The organism is Kitasatospora sp. NPDC127116, assembly GCF_042677365.1.
GTDB lineage: Bacteria > Actinomycetota > Actinomycetes > Streptomycetales > Streptomycetaceae > Kitasatospora > Kitasatospora lactacystinica.
In genome coordinates, this window is the sequence record NZ_JBHXTL010000019.1 from 44,879 (window position 1) to 70,302 (window position 25,424).

At 75.5% G+C, this 25,424-nt stretch carries 24 protein-coding genes; 12 read left to right on the plus strand and 12 right to left on the minus strand.

All coding sequences use genetic code 11. The annotated features are described in order from the left end of the window. Window positions 1–62: 62 nt before the first annotated feature. Window positions 63–317: a hypothetical protein gene (locus tag ACFVHV_RS11465; protein WP_359898287.1), complete on the minus strand. Its 255-nt coding sequence runs from the start codon at window positions 315–317 to the stop codon at window positions 63–65. Between the two features lie 15 nt (window positions 318–332). After that, complete coding sequence (locus ACFVHV_RS11470) at window positions 333–569, minus strand: hypothetical protein (protein WP_359898286.1); 237 nt, start codon at window positions 567–569, stop codon at window positions 333–335. Between the two features lie 334 nt (window positions 570–903). Between ACFVHV_RS11470 and ACFVHV_RS11475 the strand changes: the two genes are divergently transcribed. Together ACFVHV_RS11475 and ACFVHV_RS11480 are read left to right on the plus strand one after the other, a co-directional pair. Next, complete coding sequence (locus tag ACFVHV_RS11475; protein WP_359898285.1) at window positions 904–1,890, plus strand: LuxR C-terminal-related transcriptional regulator; 987 nt, start codon at window positions 904–906, stop codon at window positions 1,888–1,890. A 281-nt stretch (window positions 1,891–2,171) separates the two neighbouring features. Then, on the plus strand, window positions 2,172–2,987 hold the full coding sequence (locus ACFVHV_RS11480; protein WP_380350816.1) for a hypothetical protein: 816 nt from the start codon (window positions 2,172–2,174) through the stop codon (window positions 2,985–2,987). Window positions 2,988–3,108: 121 nt separating this feature from the next. Here ACFVHV_RS11480 and ACFVHV_RS11485 read toward each other — a convergent pair whose 3' ends face one another. The 4 genes from ACFVHV_RS11485 to ACFVHV_RS11500 form a co-directional block, all read right to left on the minus strand. Continuing rightward, the gene (locus ACFVHV_RS11485; RefSeq protein ID WP_380350818.1) at window positions 3,109–4,350 is read right to left on the minus strand and encodes an MFS transporter; all 1,242 of its coding nucleotides are present in this window, start codon (window positions 4,348–4,350) and stop codon (window positions 3,109–3,111) included. A 64-nt stretch (window positions 4,351–4,414) separates the two neighbouring features. Next, complete coding sequence (locus ACFVHV_RS11490; RefSeq protein ID WP_380350820.1) at window positions 4,415–5,419, minus strand: HEAT repeat domain-containing protein; 1,005 nt, start codon at window positions 5,417–5,419, stop codon at window positions 4,415–4,417. 3 nt (window positions 5,420–5,422) lie between these two features. Next, entirely contained in the window at window positions 5,423–6,094 is a 672-nt protein-coding gene (locus tag ACFVHV_RS11495) for a HEAT repeat domain-containing protein (RefSeq protein ID WP_380350822.1), read from the minus strand. 89 nt (window positions 6,095–6,183) lie between these two features. Further along, window positions 6,184–6,579 (minus strand): SHOCT domain-containing protein, encoded by a 396-nt coding sequence (locus ACFVHV_RS11500; RefSeq protein WP_359898280.1) that lies wholly within the window; start codon window positions 6,577–6,579, stop codon window positions 6,184–6,186. A gap of 307 nt (window positions 6,580–6,886) precedes the next feature. Here ACFVHV_RS11500 and ACFVHV_RS11505 point away from each other — a divergent pair, with 307 nt between their 5' ends. Beyond that, a complete protein-coding gene (locus ACFVHV_RS11505) occupies window positions 6,887–7,750 on the plus strand; it encodes a hypothetical protein (protein WP_359898279.1) in 864 nt (287 codons plus the stop codon). Between the two features lie 33 nt (window positions 7,751–7,783). Here ACFVHV_RS11505 and ACFVHV_RS11510 read toward each other — a convergent pair whose 3' ends face one another. Together ACFVHV_RS11510 and ACFVHV_RS11515 are read right to left on the minus strand one after the other, a co-directional pair. Then, the gene (locus ACFVHV_RS11510; protein ID WP_380350824.1) at window positions 7,784–10,507 is read right to left on the minus strand and encodes a LuxR C-terminal-related transcriptional regulator; all 2,724 of its coding nucleotides are present in this window, start codon (window positions 10,505–10,507) and stop codon (window positions 7,784–7,786) included. A 147-nt stretch (window positions 10,508–10,654) separates the two neighbouring features. Continuing rightward, window positions 10,655–11,545, minus strand: a complete 891-nt coding sequence (locus ACFVHV_RS11515; protein WP_359898277.1) for a YhjD/YihY/BrkB family envelope integrity protein — start codon at window positions 11,543–11,545, stop codon at window positions 10,655–10,657. A 317-nt stretch (window positions 11,546–11,862) separates the two neighbouring features. On the opposite strand from ACFVHV_RS11515, the gene ACFVHV_RS11520 reads away from it, so the two are divergent. After that, on the plus strand, window positions 11,863–13,488 hold the full coding sequence (locus ACFVHV_RS11520) for an MFS transporter (RefSeq protein WP_359898276.1): 1,626 nt from the start codon (window positions 11,863–11,865) through the stop codon (window positions 13,486–13,488). Between the two features lie 72 nt (window positions 13,489–13,560). On the opposite strand, the gene ACFVHV_RS11525 is transcribed toward ACFVHV_RS11520, so the two are convergent. Continuing rightward, window positions 13,561–14,967 carry a DUF2252 domain-containing protein gene (locus ACFVHV_RS11525; protein WP_359898275.1) on the minus strand — a complete coding sequence of 469 codons (1,407 nt, stop codon included), beginning with the start codon at window positions 14,965–14,967 and terminating at the stop codon, window positions 13,561–13,563. Beyond that, a complete protein-coding gene (locus tag ACFVHV_RS11530; protein ID WP_359898274.1) occupies window positions 14,964–15,317 on the minus strand; it encodes a hypothetical protein in 354 nt (117 codons plus the stop codon). The genes ACFVHV_RS11525 and ACFVHV_RS11530 overlap by 4 nt, the downstream gene beginning before the upstream one ends. A gap of 182 nt (window positions 15,318–15,499) precedes the next feature. Between ACFVHV_RS11530 and ACFVHV_RS11535 the strand changes: the two genes are divergently transcribed. Beyond that, window positions 15,500–16,021: a hypothetical protein gene (locus ACFVHV_RS11535; protein ID WP_380350827.1), complete on the plus strand. Its 522-nt coding sequence runs from the start codon at window positions 15,500–15,502 to the stop codon at window positions 16,019–16,021. 61 nt (window positions 16,022–16,082) lie between these two features. Here the strand turns inward: ACFVHV_RS11535 and ACFVHV_RS11540 are convergent, their stop codons facing one another. After that, window positions 16,083–16,382: an SHOCT domain-containing protein gene (locus ACFVHV_RS11540; protein ID WP_359898272.1), complete on the minus strand. Its 300-nt coding sequence runs from the start codon at window positions 16,380–16,382 to the stop codon at window positions 16,083–16,085. Window positions 16,383–16,437: 55 nt separating this feature from the next. Then, entirely contained in the window at window positions 16,438–16,929 is a 492-nt protein-coding gene (locus ACFVHV_RS11545; RefSeq protein ID WP_380350829.1) for a DUF6325 family protein, read from the minus strand. 396 nt (window positions 16,930–17,325) lie between these two features. Between ACFVHV_RS11545 and ACFVHV_RS11550 the strand changes: the two genes are divergently transcribed. From ACFVHV_RS11550 to ACFVHV_RS11580, 7 genes are all read left to right on the plus strand, one after another. Beyond that, entirely contained in the window at window positions 17,326–18,651 is a 1,326-nt protein-coding gene (locus ACFVHV_RS11550; protein ID WP_359898270.1) for a hypothetical protein, read from the plus strand. Between the two features lie 153 nt (window positions 18,652–18,804). Further along, window positions 18,805–19,239 (plus strand): hypothetical protein, encoded by a 435-nt coding sequence (locus ACFVHV_RS11555; RefSeq protein WP_359898269.1) that lies wholly within the window; start codon window positions 18,805–18,807, stop codon window positions 19,237–19,239. A gap of 398 nt (window positions 19,240–19,637) precedes the next feature. Beyond that, a complete protein-coding gene (locus ACFVHV_RS11560; RefSeq protein WP_359898268.1) occupies window positions 19,638–20,912 on the plus strand; it encodes a helix-turn-helix domain-containing protein in 1,275 nt (424 codons plus the stop codon). A 164-nt stretch (window positions 20,913–21,076) separates the two neighbouring features. Beyond that, the gene (locus tag ACFVHV_RS11565) at window positions 21,077–21,520 is read left to right on the plus strand and encodes a cobalamin-dependent protein (RefSeq protein WP_359898267.1); all 444 of its coding nucleotides are present in this window, start codon (window positions 21,077–21,079) and stop codon (window positions 21,518–21,520) included. A 41-nt stretch (window positions 21,521–21,561) separates the two neighbouring features. Then, complete coding sequence (locus ACFVHV_RS11570) at window positions 21,562–22,893, plus strand: methylaspartate mutase (RefSeq protein ID WP_380350832.1); 1,332 nt, start codon at window positions 21,562–21,564, stop codon at window positions 22,891–22,893. A 158-nt stretch (window positions 22,894–23,051) separates the two neighbouring features. Next, complete coding sequence (locus ACFVHV_RS11575; RefSeq protein ID WP_359898265.1) at window positions 23,052–24,044, plus strand: asparagine synthetase A; 993 nt, start codon at window positions 23,052–23,054, stop codon at window positions 24,042–24,044. A gap of 50 nt (window positions 24,045–24,094) precedes the next feature. Then, the gene (locus ACFVHV_RS11580) at window positions 24,095–25,339 is read left to right on the plus strand and encodes a glutamate synthase-related protein (RefSeq protein ID WP_359898340.1); all 1,245 of its coding nucleotides are present in this window, start codon (window positions 24,095–24,097) and stop codon (window positions 25,337–25,339) included. The last annotated feature ends 85 nt before the right edge of the window (window positions 25,340–25,424 follow it).

A 25,424-nucleotide genomic window follows, 5' to 3' on the forward strand; every position in this document is an offset into this window, starting at 1 on the left:
ACAGCGGAAACCGTTCGGGCGGGACGACGGGTGGCCGACGCGGACCCCGTCGGTCGGCGGGACTACCGGAGGCCGGACGGGTTCCGGCCGGTGAGCGCCAGCGCCCGGTCCAGCAGGCTCCGCGCCCGGGCCAGAGCCGCCGTCTCGTCGGGAGCGCGGACGTAGAGCACCAGGCCGATGCCGTCGGCGACGGCGCGGGCGCGCACGTGCTCCAGACCGTCGTCCGGGCCGGCGCACGCCCACAGCCCGACCTGGACCTCCGCGGCCGCCGCCTCCCCCGAGGGGGCGGCGGCATCGGTCGGCAGGGTCAGATGCACCGCGAACACGGCAGGTCAGACCTGCCCGACGGCGGCGTCGGCCGACGGACCGTCCCAGCCGATCGACCGGGTGGAGGGGGTGTCCCAGCCGATCGAGAGAGCGGCGGGGCCGTCCCAGCCGATCCCCCCGCCCGGGCCCTGGGCGGCGGACGGGGCGGCGTCGGGGGCGGTCGAACCGGCGGCGAAGGCCGGCGCGACGGAGCCGGCGAGGGCGAGGGTCAGGAGGACGGCGGCAACTGGACGGACGGACACGGGAGAGTCCTGTTCTGTGCGGGAACTGCGCTGAGGGAGACCGCAGTTCTGGGTGTCCGGAAAGACGGGGAGTGCGCGCACCGGGAATCCTCCCGTTCCCCGGCCCGTCACGGGAAGCGAATCCGCGGGCAGGATCAGGACAGGCAGCATGCTGCAACACCGTGCCGGGCAGCGGCCCGAATTCCGCCTTTGTGCGGGCCCCGCCGAGGGCGTCGAAGGCCCGGGCGGGGCGTTGACCGGATCATGCCCTTGCGAGGGCGTTCCGGCCGAAGGAATGATCAGCCCCGGGCCGACCGGGCATACGGAACCGTCCACGGGGATCAGGGGTCGATAAGTGCTGGAACTGCTGGGGCTGGATGCCACTGCGGAAGCCGTCTACCGGGAAATGCTCGCCGACCCCGAGGGCGGGGTCGCGGAACTCTGCGAGCGGCTCGGCCTCCCCGAGGCCGCCGTGCGCGCGGCCCTCGACCGGCTCGCCGACCTCACCCTGCTGCGCGCCTCCCGCGAACGGCCCGGCACCCTGCGGCCGGTCAGCCCGGAGCGCGGACTGGAGATCCTGCTGCGCCGTCAGGAGGAGGAACTCGCGCGCCGGCAGCAGGAGGTCGCCGCCTCCAAGGCCGCCGTCGCGCGCGCCCTGGGGGAGTACGCGAAGGTACGGGCCGACAACCCGGTGGGCGACCGCGAGCGGCTGCTCGGCTTGGACGCCATCCAGGACAAGCTGGAGGTGCTGACCTCCCGGCTGACCAGCGAGGTCCTGGCGGTGATGCCCGGCGGCGCCCAGTCCGCGGCCAGCCTGGCCGCGTCCCGGCCGCTGGACGAGGACGCCCTGCGGCGCGGGGTCAGCCTGCGCACCATCTACCAGGACAGCATCCACGACGCCCCGGAGACCCTCGACTACGTCCGCTGGATGGCCGGGCTCGGCGGCGAGGTGCGGACCGCGCCGGTGCTGCCGCCGCGGATGCTGGTCTTCGACCGGAGCACGGCCGTGGTGCCGATCGACCCGGAGAACACCCGGGCCGGCGCGCTGTGCACCAGCGAGCCGGGGATCGTCGCGTCCCTGGTCGCCCTGTTCGAACAGACCTGGGAGACCGCCGTCCCGATCGCCGGCGACCGGGACGGGGTGGCCCCGCTGAGCCTGACCGCCGGGGAGCGCGAGCTGCTGCGGCTGCTGTCCACCGGGCTCACGGACGACGCGGCGGCCAAGCGGCTCGGCGTCTCGGTGCGGACCGTCCGGCGGCAGATGGCCGCCCTGATGGAGCGCCTCGACGCGGCGAGCCGCTTCGAGGCCGGGCTGAAGACCGCCCGGCGCGGCTGGTTGTAGCCGCGGTCCGGCCGGGCGGGACCGCCGCGGGCCGGTCACGGGGGCGGCGGCGCCGTGGTGGCGCGCCGGTCCGTTGCAGCCGCGGGCGTGGGCTCGGGTGCGGGCGGCTCCGGTGCCGGCCAACCCCTGGAACCGACCGGACGGGCACCGCCGGTGCGCCCGCCCTCCCGGCGGGCGCGTCGCGGCGGCCGGTTCCGGGATTCGCCGACGGGCCGTCGGGGTACGCCGTACGCTCGGGGCGCCGGCGGTCGGCCGCCGCCCGGGGCCCGGAGGAGGACGGCGTGGACACGGCTGCGGAACGCACGTCCCCGGGCGGGCCCCGGATCGATCCGGTGCTCGTCGACCGCGTCACCGAGGCGCTCCTGCTGGCCGGCCTGCCCGTCGGGTACGGCGGACACGGGCCCGGCGTCCACCTGCGCCCGGCCCGGCCGCACGACGACTCCGACGACTGCGCCGGACTGATCGCCCTGCACTGGGAGCCCGGCCCCCGGCTGGCGGCCGCCGCGGCCATGGAACGGCCCCAGCAGCCGGCGTTCGCCGCCCGACGGGTCGTCGGCAGCACCATGCGGAACGCCCTCGCCGAGTTCCTGCCGGCCTTCGGCATCGAGGTCGTGGCCGGCCGGCTCGACGGGGAGACCAGGGTCGGACGGGCCGACGGACCCGCTCCGGCCACCGGCCAGGACGCCGCCGCCCCGGCCCCGGCCGGCTCCCGCCCGCGGGACCTCGGCATCGGCGCGGACGTCGTCGCCGCGGTGCGCCGCACCGCCGGGCTCGCCGGCCTGCCGGTCGCCGACCACCTCCACGCGCCCGGCATCACCCTCATGCCGTGCCCGGCCGTCGAGGACGGGGACGACACCACCGGCGTCGCCGACCTCCGCTGGAACCCCTCCCGCCGGCTGTCCGCCGCCGCCGACGGCGACACCCCCGCCGCGGAGCGCGCCGCCCGGGCCCGCACCGCCGTCCAGGACGCGATGCGGCACGCCTTCGGTGCCGTCCTCGGCGCCTGCGGCCTCGACCTCCAGTGGCGCCGCCCGGCCGCGCTCCCGTACCAGCTGCGCGCCTACGGGCTCGTCGACGAGCTGCCGGTACGGCGCTGACGCCTGCCGGGCCCCGGGGGTCGGCCTGCTGGTGCGGATCCCCCGGGCGGTGCGGGGGAGTCGGCGTGCGGAGGCACCGACCGATCGCTGCGGCAGGACGGTTGAAGGGGCGGGCGCCGCTCTACGGGACTTCGGCCTCCTCCCGCAGATCGCGTGCGGCGTGCGGGAGTTGCGCCGCGGGGCGGCGCAGTGGGGTGCGGAGGCGGTGGGCCAGGGCGGCGGCGGCCACGCAGAGGGCCAGTGCGGTCCAGAGCAGCGGCGGGTTCTGCAGGCCCAGGCCGATGACGGCCGGCCCGACCGCGTAGGACACCGTCCAGGTCAGCTGGAACAGGGACATGTACGGGCCTTCGTCGCCCTTGGGGGCCATGGCGACCGCCGCCGCGGCCGCGGTGGGCTTCGAGGCCAGTTCGGCCAGGGCCAGGACCGCCGCCACCAGGACGGCGAGCGGGCCCTGGAGGGCGTGCGGGGCGGTGGAGACGGCCGCGGTCAGGGCGATGGCGACGGCCACCGCGCCGATCGACAGGCGCAGGACCCGCGAGCGGCTCCAGCCGGAGAGCCGTCGGCTGATCCGCATCTGCAGGGTGGTGGCGGTGGCGTAGCGGACGGCGACCACGACGGTCGGCCACCAGGCGGCCTGATGGAGGCTCGCCACCAGGTACACGGGGAAGGCGACCGTCGGGATCAGCCAGGCCGCCGACAGCAGTGTCTGGGACGCGACCAGCGACATGAAGGGCCGGTCGCGAAGTGCCGCCCGGGTGTTCGACCTGGCTGCCCTGCGCGAGGGCCGCTCGGCGGCCGGCACGGCGACCCCGAGCAGGAGGACGGCCGCGAGCAGGGAACTCGCGCTGTTCAGGGCGAGCGCGACCCGCAGGCCGTCTCCGCCGGCGAGCGCCATCAGGGCGGTCGCCCCCAGCGTGCCGACCCCCAGCGAGGTGGTCTTGAGCACGGTGACCGCGGAGAACCACTCGGTGAGCTCCGCCGGCTTCGCGAACCGCGCCACCAGCGTGGGCCAGGCGGCCCCGTAGAGGCGGTCGGCGGCCGTCACGAGGAAACTCACGGCGGCCACGGCGGGCAGGTTCCCGGCCGCGAAGAACAGGCCGTACCCGAGCGCGGTCAGGACGTTGCTGACGAGCAGACAGGACTTGGGCCCCGCCGCCTGGACGAGCCGTCCGCAGAGCGGAACGACGGCGAAGGACGCGATCGACCCGACCGTCACGGCGGTGCCCGCGGCGGCCGCCGGGAAGTGCTGGACGGTGACGAAGAACAGCAGCGACAGCGGCAGGAAGACGCCGGAGCCGAACGTGTCGATCGCCACCGAGAGGAACAGCCGCCGCTGCCGACGGAACCGCCCGGCCCCTGTCACGCCACCCCCACCCTCGAACCCCCGGTCACCCCTGCCCCGATCGGATCCCCGATCGCGGTCGCGACTACCGCGTGTCGCGCAGCTTGAGAATGTACGTCGCGGTCAGCGCGACCGCACGGTCCTCGTCCCGGGTCAGCTCCGCGAGGGCGCGCGACGTCGTGCTCCCCGGGACGTCCGCGAGCGCCTGGGCCAGCCTCCGGCGGGCGTCCGGTCCGACGCCGTCGAGGGCGAGCCGGTCGACCAGCCCGGTGGCGATCCGGTCCGCCACCGCGGGGTCGTTCGCCAGCGCGCCCAGGGTGTCGGCCGCGTCGGCGTCGTTCGCCGCCTCGACGATCATGTCGATGAGCGTCGGGACCGCGTCGGCGACGCCACGGGCGCCGAGCGCCAGCGCCGCGTACCTGCGGACCACGGCGTCGGGGCCGCCGAGGGCGTCCCGCAGCAGCGCGGTCGCGGTGCCGTCCGGCAGCTCGGCGAGGGACCGCACGGCACGTTCGCGCACCTCGGCCGCGGGCGAGCCCAGACCCTGCGCGAGCAGGGCCGCCCCGGTGCCGCCGGCCTGCGCCAGCGCCCAGCGGAGGGCCCCGGCGACGTTCGGGTCCGACTCGCCCAGCACGGCCTCGACCAGCGCCTCCACCGGCACCGCGACGTCCTCGCCCGCGGACAGCGCGGCGCGCTGCCGCGCCCCCGGGCTCTTCGACTCCAGGGCCTGGAGCAGCGCGACGACCTGGAGCACCTCCTCCCAGCCGGCCGGTTCCGCGGCGTCGATCCGCCGCAGCCGGGTGAGCAACTCGGTCTCCGCCGCGATGCGTTCGCGGGTGCGGCGGATGAGGTCGTCGACGAGTTCGGCGGGCGCGAAACCGGGGTCGTCGAGCGCCCGCCCGACGTCGCGCAGCGACAGGCCCAGCGACCGCAGGCTCTCGATGTGGAAGATCCGCCGGATGTCCTCGTCGGCGTACCGGCGGTAGCCGGAGCCGGTACGGCCCGTCGGCCGCACCAGCCCGAGCGACTCGTAGTGCCTGAGCATGCGGGCGCTGACCCCGGAGCGCCGTGCCACGTCGCCGATCAACACTGCCTACCGTCCCTCCCGGCGGCCCTCGCCGAGGACCGCCGTGCGCTTCGCCTCCTCGATCGCGAACTCGAATCCGGCGTCCGGGTCGCGCCACAGCCGCTCCGTGGCGAGCGCGTGGGCGCGCACCCCGGGGTCGGGGTCCGCCGTCGCGGCGTCCAGCGCCGGCAGCATCGCCTCCCCGAGCGCGATCAGCGCCCGGCTGAGGCTCAGCCGCGTCTCGCGTCCGCCGCGTCCGAGCTGAGCGGCCAAGACTACGGCCAACTCGCGCTCCCCACCCTCGGGCACGAGCACGACCGCGGCCCGCCAGGCGCTGCGGGCCACCTCCTCGTCGGCGTCGGCCAGCAGCGCCGGCGTGATCGCCGGCCAGGCCCGCCGGTCCCCGATCTTGGAGAGGGTGTGCAGGGCCTGGCTCCGCGCCTGGGCACCGTCCGCGCGCACCTCGTCGAGCAGCAGCGGGACCGTCACCGCCGCCCCGTGCCGGGTGAGCGCCCAGGTGAGCATCTCGCGCACGGTGAACTCGGGCTCGATCGCGCACCGTTCGACGAGCCCGCCGACGAACCGCGGGTGCGGGTCGCTGCCGACGGCCATCGCCGCCCGCAACCGGACCGACGAGTCCTCGTGCGCCAGCCCCCGCAGGGCCCGCAGGGTGTTCGTGTCCTCTTCCGCCCCGACCATCAGGACCACCTCCTCGGCAGCAGTGAAGACCTTGTCACCGTGTCAAGGTCAAACGGCCGGGAGGGAGGAACCGGGCGGGGCCGGGACGGTCAGGCGAGCACCTTCGCCTTGGCGCGCCGGTACTCGTCCTCGGTGATGGCGCCCTTGTCCTTGAGCTCCGCGAGCCGGGCCAGGTCGTCGACGTGGGAGGCGGGTGCCGGGCTGTCGGCGGCCGTCTGCCGGACGTAGTCGCGGAACTCCCGCTCCGCGTCGCTCGCCCGCAGGACCTCGCGCCGCCCCATGCCCTTGCCCCGCGCGATGAGGTACACGAACACGCCGAGGAAGGGCAGGACGAGCAGGAACACGGACCAGCCGGCCTTGCCCCAGCCGCTCACGCCGTCGTCGCGGAAGAGGTCCCCGAAGACGCGGAACAGCAGGAAGAACCACATGATCCACAGGAAGATCCACATGGTGGTGAAGAAGATGTCGAGCAGTGGGTAGTCCACCGCGAGCCTCCTGACATCGACGGCGTGCCCCGAACGGGCTGCCGCGGGCGCGGTCTGCCGGGCGGGTGCGCCCCGAGCGGCCACCCGGGGTGTCGGGGTCCGGGCGGGAAGCCGTGAGGTGCTCCACCCTCCAGGGACGCGCCGCGGGTCCGTCCCGGCATCACCCGGGCCGGGTGATCCGGCCCCGGGGCGGCCGCCCACCGGCGGGGTTATTCTGCGGCTGATGGGCGGATCGGAGAGTGCGCGGCGACGACGGCCCGGCGTGGTGGGACGACTGCTGAGGACGGTCAGGGCGGATCCCTCCCACATGCCCGAGCGGCTGGCGGCCTTCGTGGTCGACTACCTGGGCCCCCAGGCGGCCGAGACGGCCGCAGCGCTGCGCGGACCCGGGCAGGAGGGGACGGCCCGGCAGGATCCCACCGAGCAGATCATCGACCGGGGCGTGCGCCGGACCGTCGTGGAGGGCTCCTTCCTCGGGGGCCCGTTCCTGCTCCTGCTCCCGGTCGCGTTCGTCGCCGCGCTGCTCGCCCAGCTGCGCATGGTGCTGGAGCTCGCCGCCCTGGCCGGACACGACCCCCGCGGCGACGACGCGGCGGCACAGATCCTGGTGGTGCAGGGGGTCCATCCGACGGTGGAGCAGGCGCAGGAGGCCCTGCGGAAGGCGGCGCGGGCCGGAACCGGGGGGCGGGACAAGGCCTCCTGGCCGTCCGTCGTCCGCCGCCAGGCCTATCTGATCGGCCTGTTGACCCCCGAGGACCCGGCGCGCTCGGCCGTGCGCAAGTGGCTCGGCTGGGCCGGCCTGGGCGTGCTGCTCCTGGTCGGAACCGTGGTGCCGTTCGTGTGGGTGCCCGCCTGCGGACAGATGTACTGCCGCGCCACCGGCGAGCTCGCCGACCGGGCCCTCCTCCGGTTCGGGCTGACGGCGTCCACGGCGGCCCAGGCGAGGAGGACCCCGTCGATCCTGCGCCCGGGCATGCTCCTGGTGGCGCTGCGGACCGTGCTGGCGTGCCTGGCGACCGCGGGCGCGGTGCTGTTCGTGCTGCTCACCGGGGCCCGGGTCGCCGGCCACGCGTGGCTCGCGGTGTTCCTCCTGCTGCTCGGGGCGAGCGCGGTGGCCGTCGGCTGGCGCTGGTTCCGTGCCCGGAGGCAGCGGCGCACCCGGGCGGGATAGGCGCGGCCCGGCCGCCGCGGGGGCGGCACGGGGTCAGAGCAGGTCCAGTTCGCGCGCCCGGCGTACGGCCCGGTTGCGCCCGGTGACGGAGAGCTTCCGGTTGATGCTCTTGAGGTGCGTCTTGACGGTGTTCACCGAGAGGAACAGCCCGGCGGCGATCTCCTCCGTGGACAGCATCTGTGCCGCCAGTCTCAGGACGTCCAGTTCGCGGTCGCTCAGCGGTTCGACCAGGGCGTCGGCCGCGGCGGTGTCCCCGGACGCCCCGGCCGGGAGGCCGGGCAGGAGGTCGGCGGGCAGCCAGCCGTGGGAGTCCGCCAGTTCGGGCCGGGTGTGCAGCAGGTGCCGCAGCCACGGCCCGGCGTCCCGGAACGGCCGGCGCAGCCGCTCCGGCCGGGCGACCGCGAGGGCGCGGGCGAGCAGGCGCTGGGCCGCGGCCTCGTCGCCGAGGGCGAAGGCCGCCTGGGACCGGGCCAGCAGGACCCGTACGGTGATCGCGGGCCCGTGGCCGTCGCGCTCCGGGACCGCCTCCAGGATCCGCAGGGCGCCTCGGTTCTCCCCGGCGGCGAGGTGCGCCCGGGCGGTGGCGACGGCGTGTTCCGGACCGTCCGCGCCACTGCGCTCCAGCGCCTCCAGCGCGGCGGCCGGGTCCCCTTCGGCGAGGTGCCCGGCCGAGACGGCCACGGCCACCGCCTCCCGCACCCAGGGCGGCGGGGGGTCGGTGGCGGGACCGCCGTCCGCGAGCCCGCCGAGGAGGTCGAGGGCCGCGCGGGGGCGGCCCTCGGCCAGCAGCGTCCTCGCCCGGACGATGGCGATTCCCGCGGTGACGGCCGGGTCGTGGTCGGCCGCGGCCGACCGGGCGGCCCGGTCGATCGCCGCCCGCGCGGTGGGCAGGTCGTCGCGGTCCACGGCGAGCGCGGCCAGCACGAGCTGACCGGCCCCCGTGCGGGATTCCGGGGACAGCCCGGAGCGTTCGGCCTCGGCCCCCGCCTTCCGCAGGTGGGCCTCCGCCGGCCCCGGCCTGCCCCGCAGCACGTCGATCAGGGCGAGTCGGGTGAGCGATTCGTGGCGCGGACAGGCCGTGGTGGGGTCGTCGGCCGCCTCGGTGGCGGCGGACAGGGCCGCGACGGCGGCGTCGAGGCTGCCCCTCCAGAGCAGCGCGGATCCGAGGTCGGCCAGCCGGAGCGCGGGAAGTTCCGGGTGCTCGCCGAGCAGCCCCGGCGGGACGTCCTCCTCCAGCCGCGCGGCCTCGACGGCGGCGGCCCGGGCCATGTCGGCCGAGCCGAGCAGCCGGCCCGCCAGCACCCGGAGGTGGGCCGCGCTGAGCAGGGCCGTCGGAACGTCCCCGGCATCGCGTTCGGACAGCAGCGTCTCGGCGCGCCGGAGGTGGTCGAGTCCGCGGTCCACGTCGTGGCGGGCGAGGTCGCGGGCCGCCCGGACCAGTTCCGGGGCGGGCCCCCGGGCGTCGGGCGCCATGTCGGCGAACAGGCGGTCGAGCCGGTCCGCGTCGCGGCCGGTGAACAACCGTCCGATGGCCAGCCGGTCGACGACCTGCGTCGCGGCGAACTCCCAGTCACCGGCCGCGGCGGCGTGCACCAGCCCGTCGGTCAGGTGCCCGGCCGCGGTGAGCCAGCGGGCCGCCCTGCGGTGGAGCGCCCGGTCCAGCCCCGGGCTGCGTGCCGCCAGCTGGACGCGCAGGATCTCGGCGAACAGCGGGTGGCAGCGGTACCAGGAGTGGCCGACGGGTTCGACGAAGGTGTCGGCGCGCGCGAGGTCGGCGAGGATCCGCGCGCCGTCCGGCCGGCCGGTCAGGGCGTCGGCCAGCTCGGGGTGGATCCGGTCCAGGACGCTCGTGCGCAGGAGGAGGTCCTGGGTCTCGGCGGGCTGGGTGTCGAGGACCTCGGCGAGCAGGAAGTCCGCGACCGTGCTGCGGCAGGCCTCGAACTCCTTCAGGTACGCCTCGGGGTCGGCGGCGCCCTGGGCGGCGAGGGCGGACAGTCGCAGACCGGCGGCCCAGCCGCCGGTCCGCTCGGTCAGCGTCCGGACGGTTCCGGCGGAGAGGGCGAGGCCGTGCCGCCGCATCAGCGCGGCGGTCTCCCGCGGGCGGAAGGCCAGGTCGGCGGCCCGGATCTCGGTGGCGCAGCCGGAGGCGCGGTAGCGGTGGAGCGGCAGGCGCGGCTCCGTGCGGCCGATCAGGACCAGCCGCAGCCCCTGGCCCGCGTGGCCGAGCAGGAAGTGGAGTCCGGACGCCACCTCGGCGGACGACACCTGGTCGAACTCGTCGAGGACGAGGACCACGGGAGCCTCGCGGCGGCTCAGGTGGGCGGCCAGCCGGGCCAGCAGCGCGTGATCGACCTGGTCGGCCCGGGCGGGGGTGCCGATGTCGTCCGGCAGGGCGACGCCGTGGTGCCGGAGGGCTTCCAGCAGGTAGGCCCAGAAGACGCCCGGCGCGTTGTCCTCCCGTTCCGCGGTGAGCCAGACCGCGGAACCGCGCAGCCGCGTCGTGGCCAGCCAGTCGGCGACGAGCAGGGTCTTCCCGGCCCCCGCCGGGGCGTTCACCAGCAGGAGGGACGTCCGGAGACCGTCGCCGAGGCGCTCGGCCAGCCGCGGCCGGTGCACGAAGGTCCCCGGAACCGGGGGGACGGCGAAGCGGGCCGCGAGCACGGGGTTGCCGCCGGGTATCCGGGTCGGCCGGGCGGAGCGGTGTCGAGGTGCGTCCGCCGGAAGGACGGGGGAGTCGACGGCTGGGCTGAGGGGCATGGTGCTCACCTCAGGGTGGGGTACGGCGCATGGTGAGCGCGGATCGCTGACAGATCCCATCCTGGCCGACGCCGTCCGACCTGGCAAAGGGGCCTCCCGGCCCGCCGGCGGGGGCCGGCCGCCGCTTCGGGTCCCGTCCGGCGGCCCTCAGTCCTCGTCCGCCGGGGCCGGCTCCGGAGTCCCCAGGAGCCGGGCCAGCCGTCCCTGGCTCGCCACCACGTACCCGATGCCGATGCCGAGGGTGATGGCCGTGAACACCACGATGAGCCAGCTGAGCAGGGTGAAGACCAGGCCGAGCGGGCCGAACTGGGTCACGCTGCGGTTCAGCGAGCGGGGGACGTAGAGCCGCGACGCCCAGGCGAGCGTGGTCAGCGCGGCCCCGGTCAGCAGCGCCCCGGGCAGCAGCGGGAGCCAGGGGATCCGGCCGCCGAGCAGCAGGTGCTGGGTCCACCACCAGAGCAGCGTGGCGGTGACCAGGTAGAGCAGGACCCCGAGGCCGGTGCCCGCCCCGAACCCGGAGCGCACCTGGCCCTGGAGGATCAGGGCGGTCATCCAGACCAGGAGCCAGGCGAGCCACCGCCAGGCCGCCAGGCGCCCGGCGAGGTGGGGCAGGTACCAGCTCCGCTCGCACAGGCGCTGCAGGATGCGGCTGCAGCTGGTGGCCGAGAGCAGGGTCACCACGATCCCGATGACGCCGAAGGTGTCGGTGGTGGCCTCCTGGCCGCTGGGGTGGAGCGCCCCCTTGATCTCGTCGAGCGATGCCCCCTGGAGCCCCAGCACGGTGCGCAGGGACTCGGAGACGGTGTTGCGCACGTCCTGGGGCATGAAGGCGGCCAGCACGAACAGCACCGGGATGGCGGTGAGGAAGGTCTGGGCCGCGAGGCGGGTGGCCATGTCCAGGACCCGGAGGTGGAGCAGCTGGGCCGCGAGCCGGCGCAGGAACGGGACGTCGCGCAGGGTGGCCGTGTGCCCCCTCAGCCAGGCGGTCCTGGCGCGGAACCATGCGGCGCGGCCGGGCTCACCACGCTGTGCCGCCACCCCGGGCTCCCTCCGGTCGATGCCTGCCCCCGGTCCGTCGCGGCCCGTCGTCGGCCGAGCGCCGAGGACTCCAAGACTGGGCGACGGGACGGCGGGCGGCACCTCGGGCGGTCCGCCGTTCGGCGCAACCCGCGGGCACCGGCGCCCACCTGCCCCGGAGTACCCGGCGATCCGGTGGGACCGGGCCGCACGTCGGCGCGCCGCGGGGGACCACCGGCCGCGGCCGCCGCCCTCGACGGGCGACCCGGTCACGAGGGGGCGAGGGTACGAGGCAGGCGCGTACGAACCGCGTGGGCCGGTGGGCGGGAGGAGTCACGGTGAACCGCTGGAGAGCGCTGATCGTCCTGGGCATGGCGCAGTTCCTGATGGTGCTCGACGCGTCGGTGATGAACGTGTCCATCAGCCAGTTGGTCGAGGACTTCGACACCGAGGTCACGGCGATCCAGGCGGTGATCACGCTCTACACCCTGGTGATGGCGGCGTTCATGATCACCGGCGGCAAGCTCGGCGACATGTTCGGGCGCCGCCGGATGTTCATAGTGGGGCTGGTGGTCTACGCCGTGGGATCGGGGATCACGGCAGTGGCGCCCACCCTGGGGCTGCTGGCGCTCGGCTGGTCGGTGATCGAGGGGCTGGGCGCGGCGCTGGTGCTTCCGGCGCTGGCCGCGCTGGTGGCCGGCGCCTACCGGGGACGGGACCGCGCGACCGCCTACGGTGTCATCGGCGGCCTGTCCGGGGCGGGCATCGCCGTGGGGCCGCTGCTCGGCGGCTGGCTGACCACCTACCTGACGTGGCGGCTGGTCTTCGCCGGCGAGGTCGTCCTGGTGGTGGTCATCCTCTTCCTGATGCGCTGGATCGAGCGGCAACCGCCACCGGAGCACCACGAGCGGATCGACCTGGTCGGTGTGCTGCTGTCGGTGTCCGGGCTGGGGCTGGTGGTGCTGGCCGTGCTGCAGAGCAGCACCTGGGGCTGGCTCCAGCCGCGCGATCCGCCGTTCACCGTCCTCGGGTTCTCGCCGACGCTCTTCGCCGTCGCGCTCGGCGGGGTGCTCCTGGTGCTGTTCCGGTCCTGGGAACTGCGCCGGGAGCATCCGCTGGTCAGGTTCGCGCTGTTCCGCATCCCACCGCTGAGGTCCGGCCTGCTGATGCTCTTCAGCCAGAACCTGATCCTCCTCGGGCTGTTCTTCGTCATCCCGCTCTACCTCCAGGCCGTCCAGGGCCAGAACGCCTTCCAGACCGGTCTGCGGCTGCTGCCGGTGTCGATCACGATGCTCGCCGCCTCCATGTCCGGCCCGCTGCTCACCCGCTTCGCCTCGCCGAGGACGGTGGTGCGGATCGGGCTGCTGGTGCTGTTCGCCTCGTCACTGTGGCTGGTGGGCACCGTGCAGCCGGAGCTCGACGACCTGTCGTTCGCGCTGGCGATGGCCGCCCTGGGGACCGGCATGGGACTGCTCGCCTCGCAACTGGGCAACGTGGTGCAGTCGAGCGTCGGGGAGGAGGACCGCAGCGAGGTCGGCGGGCTGCAGTACACCGCGCAGAACCTCGGCTCGTCCCTGGGCACCGCGCTGATCGGCGCCATCCTGATCGGCGCCCTGACGGTGGCGTTCGGCAACGCCGTGGCCGGGCACCCGGAGATCTCCGGCGCCGTGAAGCAGCAGGCGGGCATCAGGATCGAGGCGGGCGTCACCTTCGTGCCCGCGGACCAGCTCGCCACCGCGCTCGCGCAGACCGCCGTCCCGCCGCAGGAGGCGACCGCCATTGTCGACTCCTACCGCGCGGCCCAGCTCGACGGCCTCAAGGTGTCGCTGCTGGCGGCCGCCGCGATCACGCTCACCGGCTTCGCCTTCACCGGTCACCTGCCCGCCCGGCGGGCGCCGGGCGGGCGCGGGCCGGAGCGCGGGGGCGAGCCGACGGGCGAGAATGAGGGGACGGCCGGGGCGTAGGGCCGCACCGGATCCCCGCTCGGGGCTCGCCCGTGGACGCCGACGCCGGCCGCCCCGCCCTCCGGGGGCGGCTCACACCCCGGGCCGGGCGGTGATCCGGCCGCTGTCGATCGCGGCGGTGAGCGCGGCGTGGTCGGCGCCGGTCAGGTCGGCGTAGGTGAGGGCGAAGTCGGCGATGGCACGGTCGAAGACGTCGCCGGAACCGAGGTACGCCGCGATGGCGACGCGGTCCCCGGTGCGCGCGTGTCCGCGGGCGAGGGTGCGGCCGCACAGCTCGGCGTACCCGTCCAGCAGGTCCTTGGGCATGCCCTCGATGACGGCGGAGCCCTTCATGTCGCGCAGCTGGCGCCAGTAGAAGTGGCGGCCGGCGGGGCCGGTGGCCCAGCCGAGGAAGATGTCGCTGACGGCCTGGAGACGGCGCTGGCCGGCGACCACCCGCCGGCCCTGGTGCCGGTGGGCGCTGGGCGCGAGGTGCGGTTCCAGCACGGACCGTTCGGCCTCCTTCACCTGGAGGAACAGCGGTTCGCCGGTGGCGCGGGCGCGGAACAGGCCGATGTGGCAGCGGGTGCCCACGCTGCCCACGCCGACCACCTTGCGGGCCGCGTCGATCAGCTCGAAGCGGTCGAGCAGCGCCGCCCGCTCCTCCGGCAGGGTGTCCCGGTAGTCCAGGAGGATCTGCTGCAGGCGGGGCAGGTCGTCGCGGTCTATCGGCTCCAGCAGCGGCGGGTCGGCGACGATCCGGGGTTCGCCGTCCGGGCCGGGCTCGGTGAGTTTGGCCAGGGCCTGCAGGCTGGTGCGCGAGCGTGCCTTGGCGATCGTGGTCCGCACCCGCTTGCGGTACTTCGACGCCTGGATCAGCGGCAGGAGTTCGGCGGTGTCCACCCGTTCGTACCAGACGTCGAGTTCACCGAGGCCGGCGAGCCGTCGCATGGCGAGCCGGTACGCCCGGGCGGACGAGAGCGCCACGGCGCGGGCGGACCCGTCGGACTCCCCGTTCTCGCGCGCGGCCACGGCGATGCTGGCGGCCAGGCGTTTGACGTCCCACTCGAAGGGGCCGGGCAGGGTCTCGTCGAAGTCGTTGAGGTCGAAGAGCAGGGCGCGCTCCGGCGAGGCGAAGAGCCCGAAGTTGCACAGGTGGGCGTCCCCGCAGAGCTGGACGGTGAGGCCGGTGTTCGGGGCGGCGGCGAGGTCCGTGGCCATGATGGCGGGCGCGCCGCGCAGGAAGGCGAACCGGGAGGCCGCCATCCGGCCGTAGCGGATCGGTACGAGCTCCGGGACGCGGGTGGCGGCCTGGGCCTCCAGGATGTCGACGGGGTCCGCGCGGTCCGGCCCGGGGGTCCAGGCCCCGTGGGCCGAGCGCGGCACGGTCCGGCGGGCCCGCCGCCCCGCCGAGACCGGGTCGGCGGCCGGCGGGTCCACCCGCTCGCCGTCGTCGGCTCCCGGGGGCCGGCCGGGTGCCCCGGTCGGTGCCGACGTCATGCCCGCACCTGCCCGTGCGTCGCGTGGGTGGCCTGTCTGATCGTCTCGACGACGTGCGCGACGGCGTGTGCCATCGTGCCGGTCAGGACGAACAGGAGGCTGATGAGGATCCAGCCGCTCTTCTCCTTGACGTCGAGGTCGGCGGGGTGCACGGGGCGGGCGGGCGTGGGCGCGCGCTGCGGCGCGGGGCGCAGGAGTTCCCTCGCGATCGCGGCGATGCCGGACAGCGCGTGGCCGATCGCGCCGGCCATGAGCATCGAGATGCCGAGCACGATCCATCCGACGCGTCCGAGCTCGTCGGGTGAGGTCGTGGTGGTGGGACGTGACGCCTGGTGGTGGCTACCGAGCACGGGGCTCGCCTCCTTGCGGGGGGAGGGGAGGGAAACATCCTTCCCTCACGCTAGGGGCGGTGGCCGGAGCCCGGGTCACCCGGCGTGGGTGACCGCGGCCGTGCCGGAACCCGCGGTGCGGGTGATGATGGCCGCGACGGACCCCATCGGCCGTCTCCGCGGCGATGACGGGAGCAGGCTTCGTGACAACGGCCCGCGGTCGTACCCCCGCCCCGCGCGACCCGGCCCGGGGCGGAATCCGGAAGCGGGCCGACTACGCCGGAGCGGTGTACGGCTCGATGCTCGCCGCCTCCGTGATCGCGGCCTCGAGCCTCACCGAACCGCACCCCCGGCTGTCGCTCATCCTGCTGCTGGTGATCACCGGGATCGTGTTCTGGATCGCGCACGTCTACGCGCTGGTGGCCGGGGAGCGAGAGGCCGGCCGCCAGGTCGCCTGGAGCCAGGTGCGCGAGGTCGGCCGGCACGAGTGGCCGCTGGTGGAGGCGTCGGCGCTGCCCGCCCTGGCGGTGCTGGTCAGCCCGTGGCTGGGGGCGGGGGAGAACGCCTGGCTCGCCCTCGGCGTCGCCGTGGCGCAGCAGGTGGCCTGGGCGACGCTGGGCGCCCGCCGGGCGGGCGCCTCGCCGGGCCAGATCGCCGCCGAGGGGGTGGTCAACCTGCTCCTCGGGCTGGTCATCGTGGCGGCCAAGGTCGCCGTCGGGCACTGAACCACCCGCGGCGGGTGAGGCCGCCGCCGTGCCGACGGTGCTCAGTGCCGTGCCGACGGTGTCAGCCGGCCAGCAGCCGCTGCTTCTGCGTGGCGAACTCCTCCTCGGTGAGGACTCCCTGGTCCTTCAGCTGCGCCAGCTGCTGCAGCTGGGAGATCTTCGCGTCCATCCCCGTCGGGGCGGGCGCGGCGGGTGCGGCGGGTGCGGCGGGAGCCGGCGGCGGGGGCGGCGGCGCGGGTTCGGCCACCACCTCCTGTTGCGCCCAACGGCCCGCCTGGCGGCGGGACACCCGGTTGGACACGGCGGTCGCCGTTCCGGCGACGACGGCGGTGCGCGCGACACCGCGCAGCAGTCCAGGCATGACGCGTACTCCTCTCGGTGGCTTCAGGTCACAGTGGCTTCGTGTCTCGGCGAGTTCACGTCCCGGAGGCGGAGCCGCCCGGCGCGTCCGTCAGGTCGCTCCCGCCGGCACCGTCCAGCTCGTCCAGCGAGTGCAGCAGCTCCGGCATCGGCACCCGGCCACTGGCGACCACCCGGGCACCGCCCCGGCGCAGGGCCGTGGCGAACGGGGCGGCCCAGGTGTTCTCGTAGATGAGCACACCGGCCGAGTTGCCGGGCTCGATGACCCCGGCGGCCTCGCTCAGGTCGCCGGCGTCGAGCAGTCCCGACCCGGCGCCCTCGAAGACGGCCAGGTCCAGTCGGCCGTCGCCGTCGAAATCGGCGATCTCCATGCCGGTGACGGTGCCGTCGGCGTCCTTGCGCACGAACGCGAAGTCCAGGATGCGGATCACATTCCGGTCCACCAGGTCGACCAGCAGCGGGAGCGCTTCCCCGGTCATCCGGTTGCCGGGGAACTCGACCACCACGTAGTCGATGGGCCCGGTCTCGGCGAGGACGTCCTCGGCCATGGCGGTGCTCCTTTCGAGGGAGTCCCTCGCCCGTCCCGGCGGGCCGGGCGCTGGTACCGACCGTACGGGCCGCCGACGCGCCGGCGGATCACCTGCCCGGGGTGAGGCGGCAGCCCGGTGCCGGCCACGCCCCGGACCCCGGCCGGAGGGCGGGCGGCCGCGTCGCGCTCCTCGTCCGGGTGGCCCAGCCCGGGGTGCCGGGCGGGGGCCCCTGCGGCGTGAATGGTGTCCAGCGGCGCCGTGGCCGCGCAGCCAATGCCGGGAGGGCCGTTGAACGGGCCGAGTGAACCCCAGCCGTCCGAGCCCCCGACGGGCGGGCCGGTGAACGGAGGCGCCACCGCGGGGCCCCGGCACCCCTCCCGGGCCGGCCGGATCGTCAGGAGCACCGTCTCGGCCGTGCTGATCACGCTGACCTGCATCCTGGTGCCGGTCTCGCTGCTCACCGTCTGGGTGCACGACATCGCACTGGACACCGACCGGTACGTCAGCACGGTCGCGCCGCTGGCCACGAACCCCGCGGTCCAGGACGCCGCGGTCAAGCGGATCACCCAGGCGGTGGACGTGAAGGTGGACGGCCCGCAGGTCGCCTCCGACCTGGCCTCCTGGCTGCAGTCGCAGGGCCTGCCGCCCCGGGCCGCGTCCGCCGTCAAGTCGCTGGGGCCCAAGATCGACGACGCGGTGGACCAGGTGGTCTCCAAGGCGGCGACCAAGGTCGTGCGGAGCGACGCCTTCGACACCGTCTGGACCCAGGCGAACCGCGCCGCCCACACGGCCGTGGTCCAGGCCCTGACCGGACACGGCCGCGGCGCGGTCGGAGTCAGCGACGGCACGGTCACCCTCGACGTCGGGAAGGCCGTGGACCAGCTGAAGGACCAGCTGGTGGCCGCGGGTCTGACACCGGCCGAGAAGATCCCGGACGTGAACAAGCAGCTGGTGCTGTTCCAGTCCGACAAGCTGGCCAAGGTCCGCGGGGCCGCGCACGCGCTGGACGTGCTGGGCAACTGGCTGCCGGTGATCACCGTGGTGATCGGTCTGGTCGGCGTCCTGCTGGCCCGGCGCCGGCGCCGGGCCCTGGTGTCCACGGCGCTCGGCGCGGCGGGGGCCGGCCTGGTGGTGGCGATCGCCCTGGTGATCGCCCGGCACTACTACCTCGACCACCTGCCGCCCGCCGTGCAGTCCCGGGATGCCGCGGCCGCGGTCTTCGACACGCTGCTGAGGTTCCTGAAGGTCAGCCTGCGCACCCTCATCGTCCTGGGCGTGGTGGTCGCGCTCGGCGCCTACCTCTCCGGGGCGGGACGGCTGCCGCGGGCCGTGCGCGGAGGGGCCGACCACGCCGCGGACTCGGTCGCCGGCTGGAGCGGCGCGCACGGCGTGCACACCGGACGGGCCGGAACCTGGACCGACGCCCACCGCCGCTGGCTCGCCCTCGCGGCGCTGCTGATCGTGGCCCTGGTGTTCGCCCTCTGGAACCACCCGACGGTGCTGACCGTGCTGCTGCTCGTCCTGGTGCTCCTCGTGGTCCTCGCCGTCCTGGCCCTGCTCGCCGCCTCCGGACGGGTCGCCGGCCCGGGACGGGGCGGTGCGCCCGGCGGGGTCGACGCGCCCGGAGGGGGCGGGGTCGGTGCGCCCGGAGGCGGCGGGGCGTCCGGAGGCGGCGGGGCGTCCGGAGGGGGTGGCGCTTCCGGAGGCGGCGGCGCCGAGAACCCCCGGGAGGAGGGCTGACGGGGCTCCACCAGGGCCGTCCGGGCCGCGGCCGCGGCCGGTACGACGCCACGACAGGACGGGGATCCGGTTCTACCGTGAACGTAGGACTTCTGTTCCACCCTCCCGCCTACCGCGGTCCGCGAGGCGGTTGCCATCGAAGGAGTCACCGTCATGACGAGCAGCGTCAGTGGAGTCGGCAGCAGCCAGATCCCCCAGCCCCAGCACCACCCATACGCGTCCGGGTGGACCATCTTCGCGGGGGTCATGCTGATCACCGGCGGTCTCATGGCGGTCTTCGAGGGGATCTCCGCCATCGCCAAGGACGACCTGGTCGTCGTCACCCGCAACTACGCGTACTCGCTGAACAGCGCGGGCTGGGGGTGGATCCACCTCATCATCGGCGTCCTGATCGTCGTGGCGGGCGTGGCGGTCTTCAGCGGCGCCCTCTGGGCCCGGATCTTCGGTGTCGCCCTCGCCGGCCTGGGAATGATCGCCAACTTCCTGTGGCTGCCCTACTACCCGGCGTGGGCGATCGTCCTGATCGCGATCGACGCCCTCGTGATCTGGGGGCTGTGCCACGGCGGCCTCAAGGCGGCGGCCGAGTGACCTCCGAGCAGGCCCGTCCCTGACCGCGCCACCGGCCCGGATCCCGGCATCCGCCGAGGTCCGGGCCTTCGCGTGCGCACCGGGAGGATCGGTGCCGCCCCGCCGCGGCCGTCCCGGCCGGGAGCCCTGGTCCGGCCCGGACGGGCGGCGGGACGGCCTGTGAGGCCCGGGTGAAGGTCGTGGGTGGGGCCGGTGATCGGCCGTTGATCGGGCGTAGACGGCGAGCCAGGAGCATCGGGAACCGGAGGGAGCCGGTCGGAGGCCACAGCCTGATCGCCGGGTCCCGTACGGCCGGACCACGGGCCGTGCGGGCGCCCGGAGCTGAGGCCGCCACCGTCCCGACGCCAGGAGGAGTCCGGACCACGAAGGGCAGACGAGGCATGGACGGCGGGCAGTCGGTGCAAGCGGTGAGAACGGCGGCGGGCTTCGGCGAGCTGCTGCGGCTACGGCGCGAGCGGGTTGGGCTGACCCAGCAGTGCCTGGCCGATCACGCGACCCTGAGCGTGCGGGCGATCCGGGACATGGAGAGCGGCCGGGTGCGCCGGCCCCGCAACGAGACCGTCCGGCTGCTGGCGGACGCGCTGCGGCTGGAGGGCCGCAGCCGGACGGACTTCGAGGAGACCGCCCGCCGGCACCCGCTCGCGGACGAGCCGGTGGCCGAGCCGGCCGCCCCGCCGGTGGCCCGCGGGGCGATCGTCGGCCGGGACATGGAGGCCGAGGTGCTGGCGGACGCCTTCGCCGTGCACGGGGACCGGCTGGTCTCGCTGGTGGGCCTGGGCGGGGTCGGCAAGACCCGGCTCGCCCTGGAGGTGGCCCGCCGGCTGCACCTGGCCGTCCGCTGGTCGGTGCGCTGGGTGGACTGCGGCGGCGGCCCGCACCCCTGGCGCGCGCCGCTGGACGACCTCGCCCGGAACATCGGCGAGCGGCCCGCCCTGCTGGTGCTGGACGGCGCCGACGGCGGGGTGGACGCCGGGCAGCTGGACGGGCTGTTCCACCGCTGCCCCGGGCTGCGGGTGCTGATCACCGCCCGGGAGGCCCGGCCGCTGCCCGGGGGACAGGTCATCCCGCTCGCGCCGCTGCCCGTCCCGGCCCCCGAGCTCGACGCCGAACCGGAGGCGCTGGCGCAGGTCGGGGCCGTCCGGCTGCTGCTCTCGCACCTGTGCCGGCTGCGCCCCGGCTACACCCTGGAGCGCTCCGAGGCGCCCGCCGTCGCGGAGCTCTGCCGCCGCCTGGACGGCCTGCCGGGCGCGCTGGAGCGCGCGGCGGGGTGGGCGCTGGTGCAGTCCACCTCCCAGCTGGTGGCCGGGCTGGCGGTCGTCCCGTTCACGCTGGCGGCGCCGCCCGTGGTGTTCGGGGCGCGCGGTGACCTGCGGGACGAGGTGGAGCCGGCGATCCGGCGCCTGACGGAACGCCAGCGCGCCCTGCTGGAGGTGCTCGTGGACGAGCCGGGGGACTGGTCGGGGGAGGACGCGGTGGTCCGCAGCGGCTGGACGCTGCAGGCCTGCCTGGCCACGGTGCACGAGCTGCTGTCGCGCGGGCTGATCCGCAGCGTGCCCGCCCGGGACGGCGTGCGCTTCACGGTGCTCAACCTGTGCCGGCGCCTCGTCCGGGAGGAGCCCGGGATCCGGCTGGGGCCGGCGGGGGACGGCCCGCTGCTGGCCGTCGCGGGCTGACCGCGAGGCGTCGAACGGCTGCCGATTCTGCCGATTCTGCCGCTTAATGCCGCAGGAGCTGCCGCTTGCCGGGCCCGATCGTTCCTAGCGTTCTCCGTGGGGCCGGACCGCCGCGGGAACGCGCCGGAACGCCATCGAGGATCTCTACCGATGAGGGCTGAGTCGTGGAGCACGGAAACGCCGAACAGAACGGTCTGGACGTCGTCGTGACGACGACGGCCTCGGATTCGCACACCTGGAACCTGGTCTTCCTCCAGTTCCTGCTGGAGGAGACGGGCCACCGGGTGACGAATCTGGGCGCGTGCGTCCCGGACGCGCTGCTGATCTCCGAATGCCGCCGGATCGAACCGGACCTGATCGTGATCAGCAGCGTCAACGGGCACGGCTTCCAGGAGGGCCTGCGGGTGATCGAGGCCCTCCGCGCCTGCCCGGAACTGCGGCGCACCCCGACCGTCATCGGCGGCAAGCTCGGCATCGCCGGGGCCGACGACCCCGACCGCGAGCGGACGCTGCTGGCGGCCGGCTTCGACGCGGTCTTCGAGGAGGGCGCCGCGGTGGCCGGGTTCCGCGAGTTCGTCGGCGGGCTGCGCTCCGGGGTCCTGCTGTGACGGATCCTGTGGTGACGGGCCCCGCTGCGACGGATGCCGCGGTGACGGGCCCCGCTGCGGCGGGTCCCGCCCGGGCGGGCTTCGGCGCGTTCGTGGCGCAGGCCGCCGAGGCCGGCGCCCTGGTGGTCCAGCCCCGGATGGGCATGGCGCGGGCGGCCGTGATGCGGGAGGGCCTGCTCGCCACCCGGGGGGCGGCCGCCGTCACCGTCGGCACCATCACCCTGGACAGCTACACCCGCACCGGCGACCTCGACGCCGCGCGGCGCGCCCTGGCCGCCGGCGCGGGCCTCAACGGCTACCCGATCGTCACCCACCCGGTCGAGGTCACCCGGGAGGTGCTGCGCGGGGTGGCGGACGCGGGCTTCCCGGTGCAGGTCCGGCACGGCTCGGCCGCGCCGGAGCGGATCGTCGAGGCGCTGCTGGCGGCCGGCCTGGACGCCACCGAGGGCGGACCGGTCTCCTACTGCCTGCCGTACGGCCGCACCCCGCTGCACGAGGCGGTGGCGCGCTGGCGGCGCAGCTGCGAAATCCTCGCCTCTGCCCGGGAGTTCGGCGCCGAGCCGCACCTGGAGACGTTCGGCGGCTGCATGATGGGACAGCTCTGCCCGCCCTCGCTGCTGATCGCCATCAGTGTGCTGGAGGCGCTGTTCTTCCGTCAGAACGGGCTGCGCAGCATCTCGCTCAGCTACGCCCAGCAGGCCAACGCCCGCCAGGACGAGGAGGCGCTGGCCGCGCTCGGCCGGATCGCGGGGGAGCTGCTCGCGGACGTCGACCGGCACCTCGTGGTGTACGCGTACATGGGCGTGTACCCGCTCTCGCCCGGCGGCGCGCGGCTGCTGCTGGAGGACGCGGCGCGGCTCGCGGTGCGCGGCGGCGCGGCCCGGCTGATCGTCAAGACCACGGCCGAGGCGCACCGCATCCCGACCGTCGCCGAGAACGTCCGGGCGCTGGAGACCGCGGCCGCGGCCGCCGCGGCGGAGCGGGGCCGGCCACGACCCGCCGCCGTGCCGGACACCGGGATCGAGGCCGAGGCCAGGGCGCTGATCGGCGCGGTGCTCGACCTGGACGCCGACGTCGGGCGGGCCCTGGTGCGGGCGTTCGCGGCCGGCTACCTGGACGTGCCGTACTGCCTGCACCCCGACAACGCCGGGCGAACGGGCAGTTCGCTGGGCCCGGACGGCCGGCTGCACTGGTCCGGCGTCGGCTCGATGCCGATCGCGGGGCTCGTCGAGCGCGGCCGGGCGCCGATCCTCGGCTCGGCCGGGCTGCTGGCCGCCCTCTCCCACGTCCGGCGCGGCTACGACGGCCGGGCCGAGTACGCGGCCGCCGCCGCGGCTGCGTCCGCCGCCCGGGGCCTGCCCGTGGCGCGCTGAGCCGCCCGCCGGGCCGCGAAGCCCTGCCCGCCCGCCCGCCGCTCCAGCACCCCCGCCCGTCGTTCAAGCACCCCCGCCCGCCCGCCGCTCCACCACCGACGACCGCCCGCGCCTTTGACGGCGGGCCACGGACCACCCGAGAGAACAGGACCCCGACCATGCCCGACACCACGCCCCGGCCCCCGGTCGATCCGGGCCGGCACCTGACCGCCCCGACCACCCGCAGCGCCCTGCGGATCCAGCAGCAACTGCTCGCCGCCGCCCGCGAGTTCCTGCGCGGCCGGGGCTTCACCGAGCTGCTGCCGCCGATCATCGGCCCGGTCACCGACCCCGGTGCGCGCGGCTCCAAGCAGGTGGACATCGACTTCTACGGCCACCGCTACAAGCTGATGACCAGCGCGATCCTGTACAAGCAGGCCTCGCTGCTCGCCTTCGACAAGATCTTCTGCATCGCCCCGAACGTCCGGCTGGAGCCGCTGGAGACCGCCGGGACGAGCCGGCACCTGGCCGAGTTCCACCAGCTGGACGTGGAGGTCGCCGGCGCGAGCCGGGACGACGCCGTCCAGCTGGCCGAGGAGCTGGTGGTGCACATGGTCGACAGCACGGTGCGCGAGCTGCCCAAGGAGTTCGCCGAACTCGGCCGGGACCCGCAGGCCTTCGCCGAGCTCCTGAAGGGCTCGTTCGGCCGCGTCCGGCACGCCGAGGCGGTGGCCGAACTGCGCGGCATCGGCCACCCGCAGAGCCTGGACGCCGAACTCGACTGGGAGGGCGAGGCATTGCTGTCGGACCGGCGCGACCGGCCGTTCTTCGTCACCGACTACCCGAAGGGCTCGCGCGGCTTCTACGACCGCGAGCACCCGGAGGACCCGGGCCTGCTGCGGAACTTCGACCTGCTCGCGCCCGAGGGCTACGGCGAGCTGTGCAGCGGAAGCCAGCGCACCAACGACTACGCGGAGATCGTCACCCGGATGCGGGAGACCGGCGAGAACCCGCAGAAGTACCGCTGGTACCTGGACCTGGTGCGCGAGGGCGTGCCGGCCAGCGCGGGCTTCGGCATCGGGGTGGAGCGGCTCACCCGGTACGTCGCCGGGCTGGACGCCGTCTGGCAGGCCAGCGCGTTCCCCAAGGTCGCCGGGGTGGTGTCACCGTGAGGGAGCACAGCGAGCTCACCGTCGAGCGGAGCGGGGCGGGCGCCGCCGCCGTGAAGGACCTGACCGCGCCCGGCTTTCCGGAGGAGGAGGTCCGGCGGCGGGCCCGCGTCGGGGCGGCCGCGGCGTTCCCGCCCGCCGAGGAGTACGGGCGGGTGCTGTTCGGCGCCGGCCGGCCCGGGGAGCCCGCGCCGAACGACGCGCTCGACGCCCTGCGGATCGTCCCGCCGCTGTTCCTGCCGCAGCGGCTCGCCAAGCTGATCGACCTCGGCCGCGAACCCGACTACCGGGATGTCGAACTCGCCACCGCCATCGGCGGGTTCGCCTCGGCGCTGCCGGTCTACGTGTCCGCGACCGGCTCCACCCGGGCGGCCGGCGGCGACCTCGGGCTGGCCCTGAGCCGGCAGGCCGGGGCGCTCGGGATCCCGATGGTGATCGGCGAGAACGTGGTGCCGGTCAACGGCTACGGCCGGCTCGGCGAGGCGGCCGACCGCACCCTGCTCGGCCGGCTGCGCGCCTACGGCGAGCAACTCCCGGACGGGCTGGGCGGCGTGGCCGTGCAGCAGAGCACCGAGGACGCCGACGCCGAGGTGTGGAACCTCGTCCACAGCGATCCGGCCGCCCTGCCGCTGCTCGAATCCGGGCGGCTGGCCTTCGAGTTGAAGGTCGGCCAGGGGGCCAAGCCGGGTCTGGGCGGGATGACCGTGCTGGACGCGGAAGCCGCCGCCGCGCTCGGCGACCGCTTCGGGCTGGACCCGCTGTTCGGCGACGGCCGGGTGCTGCGCGCCGCCACCCCGGGCACCTTCACCGCGGAGATCCTGCGCCAGCAGATCCGGCTGATGCGCAACAACTACCCGCGGGTGCGGATCTGGGTGAAGCTCTACCCCGGCCGGGACGTGGCCGAGGCCGCCCGGGTGGCGCACGAGGCCGGGGCGGACGCCGTCGTGGTGGACGGCGCCGAGGGCGGCACCGGCTGGGCGCCGGGGGTGTTCCTGCCGCACGTCGGCCTGCCGCTCGCGGAGTGCCTGCGCCGGCTGGCGGCCGCGCCGCCGCCCTCCCTGCTGGTCTCCGGGCGGATCTGGGAAGGCGCCCGGGCGGTCAAGAGCCTGGCGCTGGGGGCCCGTGCGGTGGGCCTCGGACGGGCGGCGCTGCTCGCCGTCGCGGAGGACCGGGAATCCGGTCTGCGCCGTTTCGCGGAATGCCTGGCGCTGGAACTCCGGCTGCTGATCAGTTCGCTCGGGAAATATTCCCCCGAGGCCCTGGACGGGGCGGACGTCTGGTCCCCCGAGAATTCCTGAAACACCCTCGGCCGGTAGCCCTGGCCTGCCTGGAAAGCGGCATGATGAAACTGCCGATTTCCTTCCGCTCATTCTGCCGATAGGG

Excerpts from the sequence above, each read along its gene's own strand:
- ACFVHV_RS11495 (WP_380350822.1), bottom strand. The coding sequence starts at position 6,094 with ATGGTCGGGGCGGAAGAGGACACGAACACCCTGCGGGCCCTGCGGGGG.
- ACFVHV_RS11505 (WP_359898279.1), top strand. The coding sequence starts at position 6,887 with ATGCCCGAGCGGCTGGCGGCCTTCGTGGTCGACTACCTGGGCCCCCAG.
- ACFVHV_RS11510 (WP_380350824.1), bottom strand. The coding sequence starts at position 10,507 with ATGCCCCTCAGCCCAGCCGTCGACTCCCCCGTCCTTCCGGCGGACGCA.
- ACFVHV_RS11525 (WP_359898275.1), bottom strand. The coding sequence starts at position 14,967 with ATGACGTCGGCACCGACCGGGGCACCCGGCCGGCCCCCGGGAGCCGAC.
- ACFVHV_RS11540 (WP_359898272.1), bottom strand. The coding sequence starts at position 16,382 with ATGCCTGGACTGCTGCGCGGTGTCGCGCGCACCGCCGTCGTCGCCGGA.
- ACFVHV_RS11545 (WP_380350829.1), bottom strand. The coding sequence starts at position 16,929 with ATGGCCGAGGACGTCCTCGCCGAGACCGGGCCCATCGACTACGTGGTG.
- ACFVHV_RS11555 (WP_359898269.1), top strand. The coding sequence starts at position 18,805 with ATGACGAGCAGCGTCAGTGGAGTCGGCAGCAGCCAGATCCCCCAGCCC.
- ACFVHV_RS11575 (WP_359898265.1), top strand. The coding sequence starts at position 23,052 with ATGCCCGACACCACGCCCCGGCCCCCGGTCGATCCGGGCCGGCACCTG.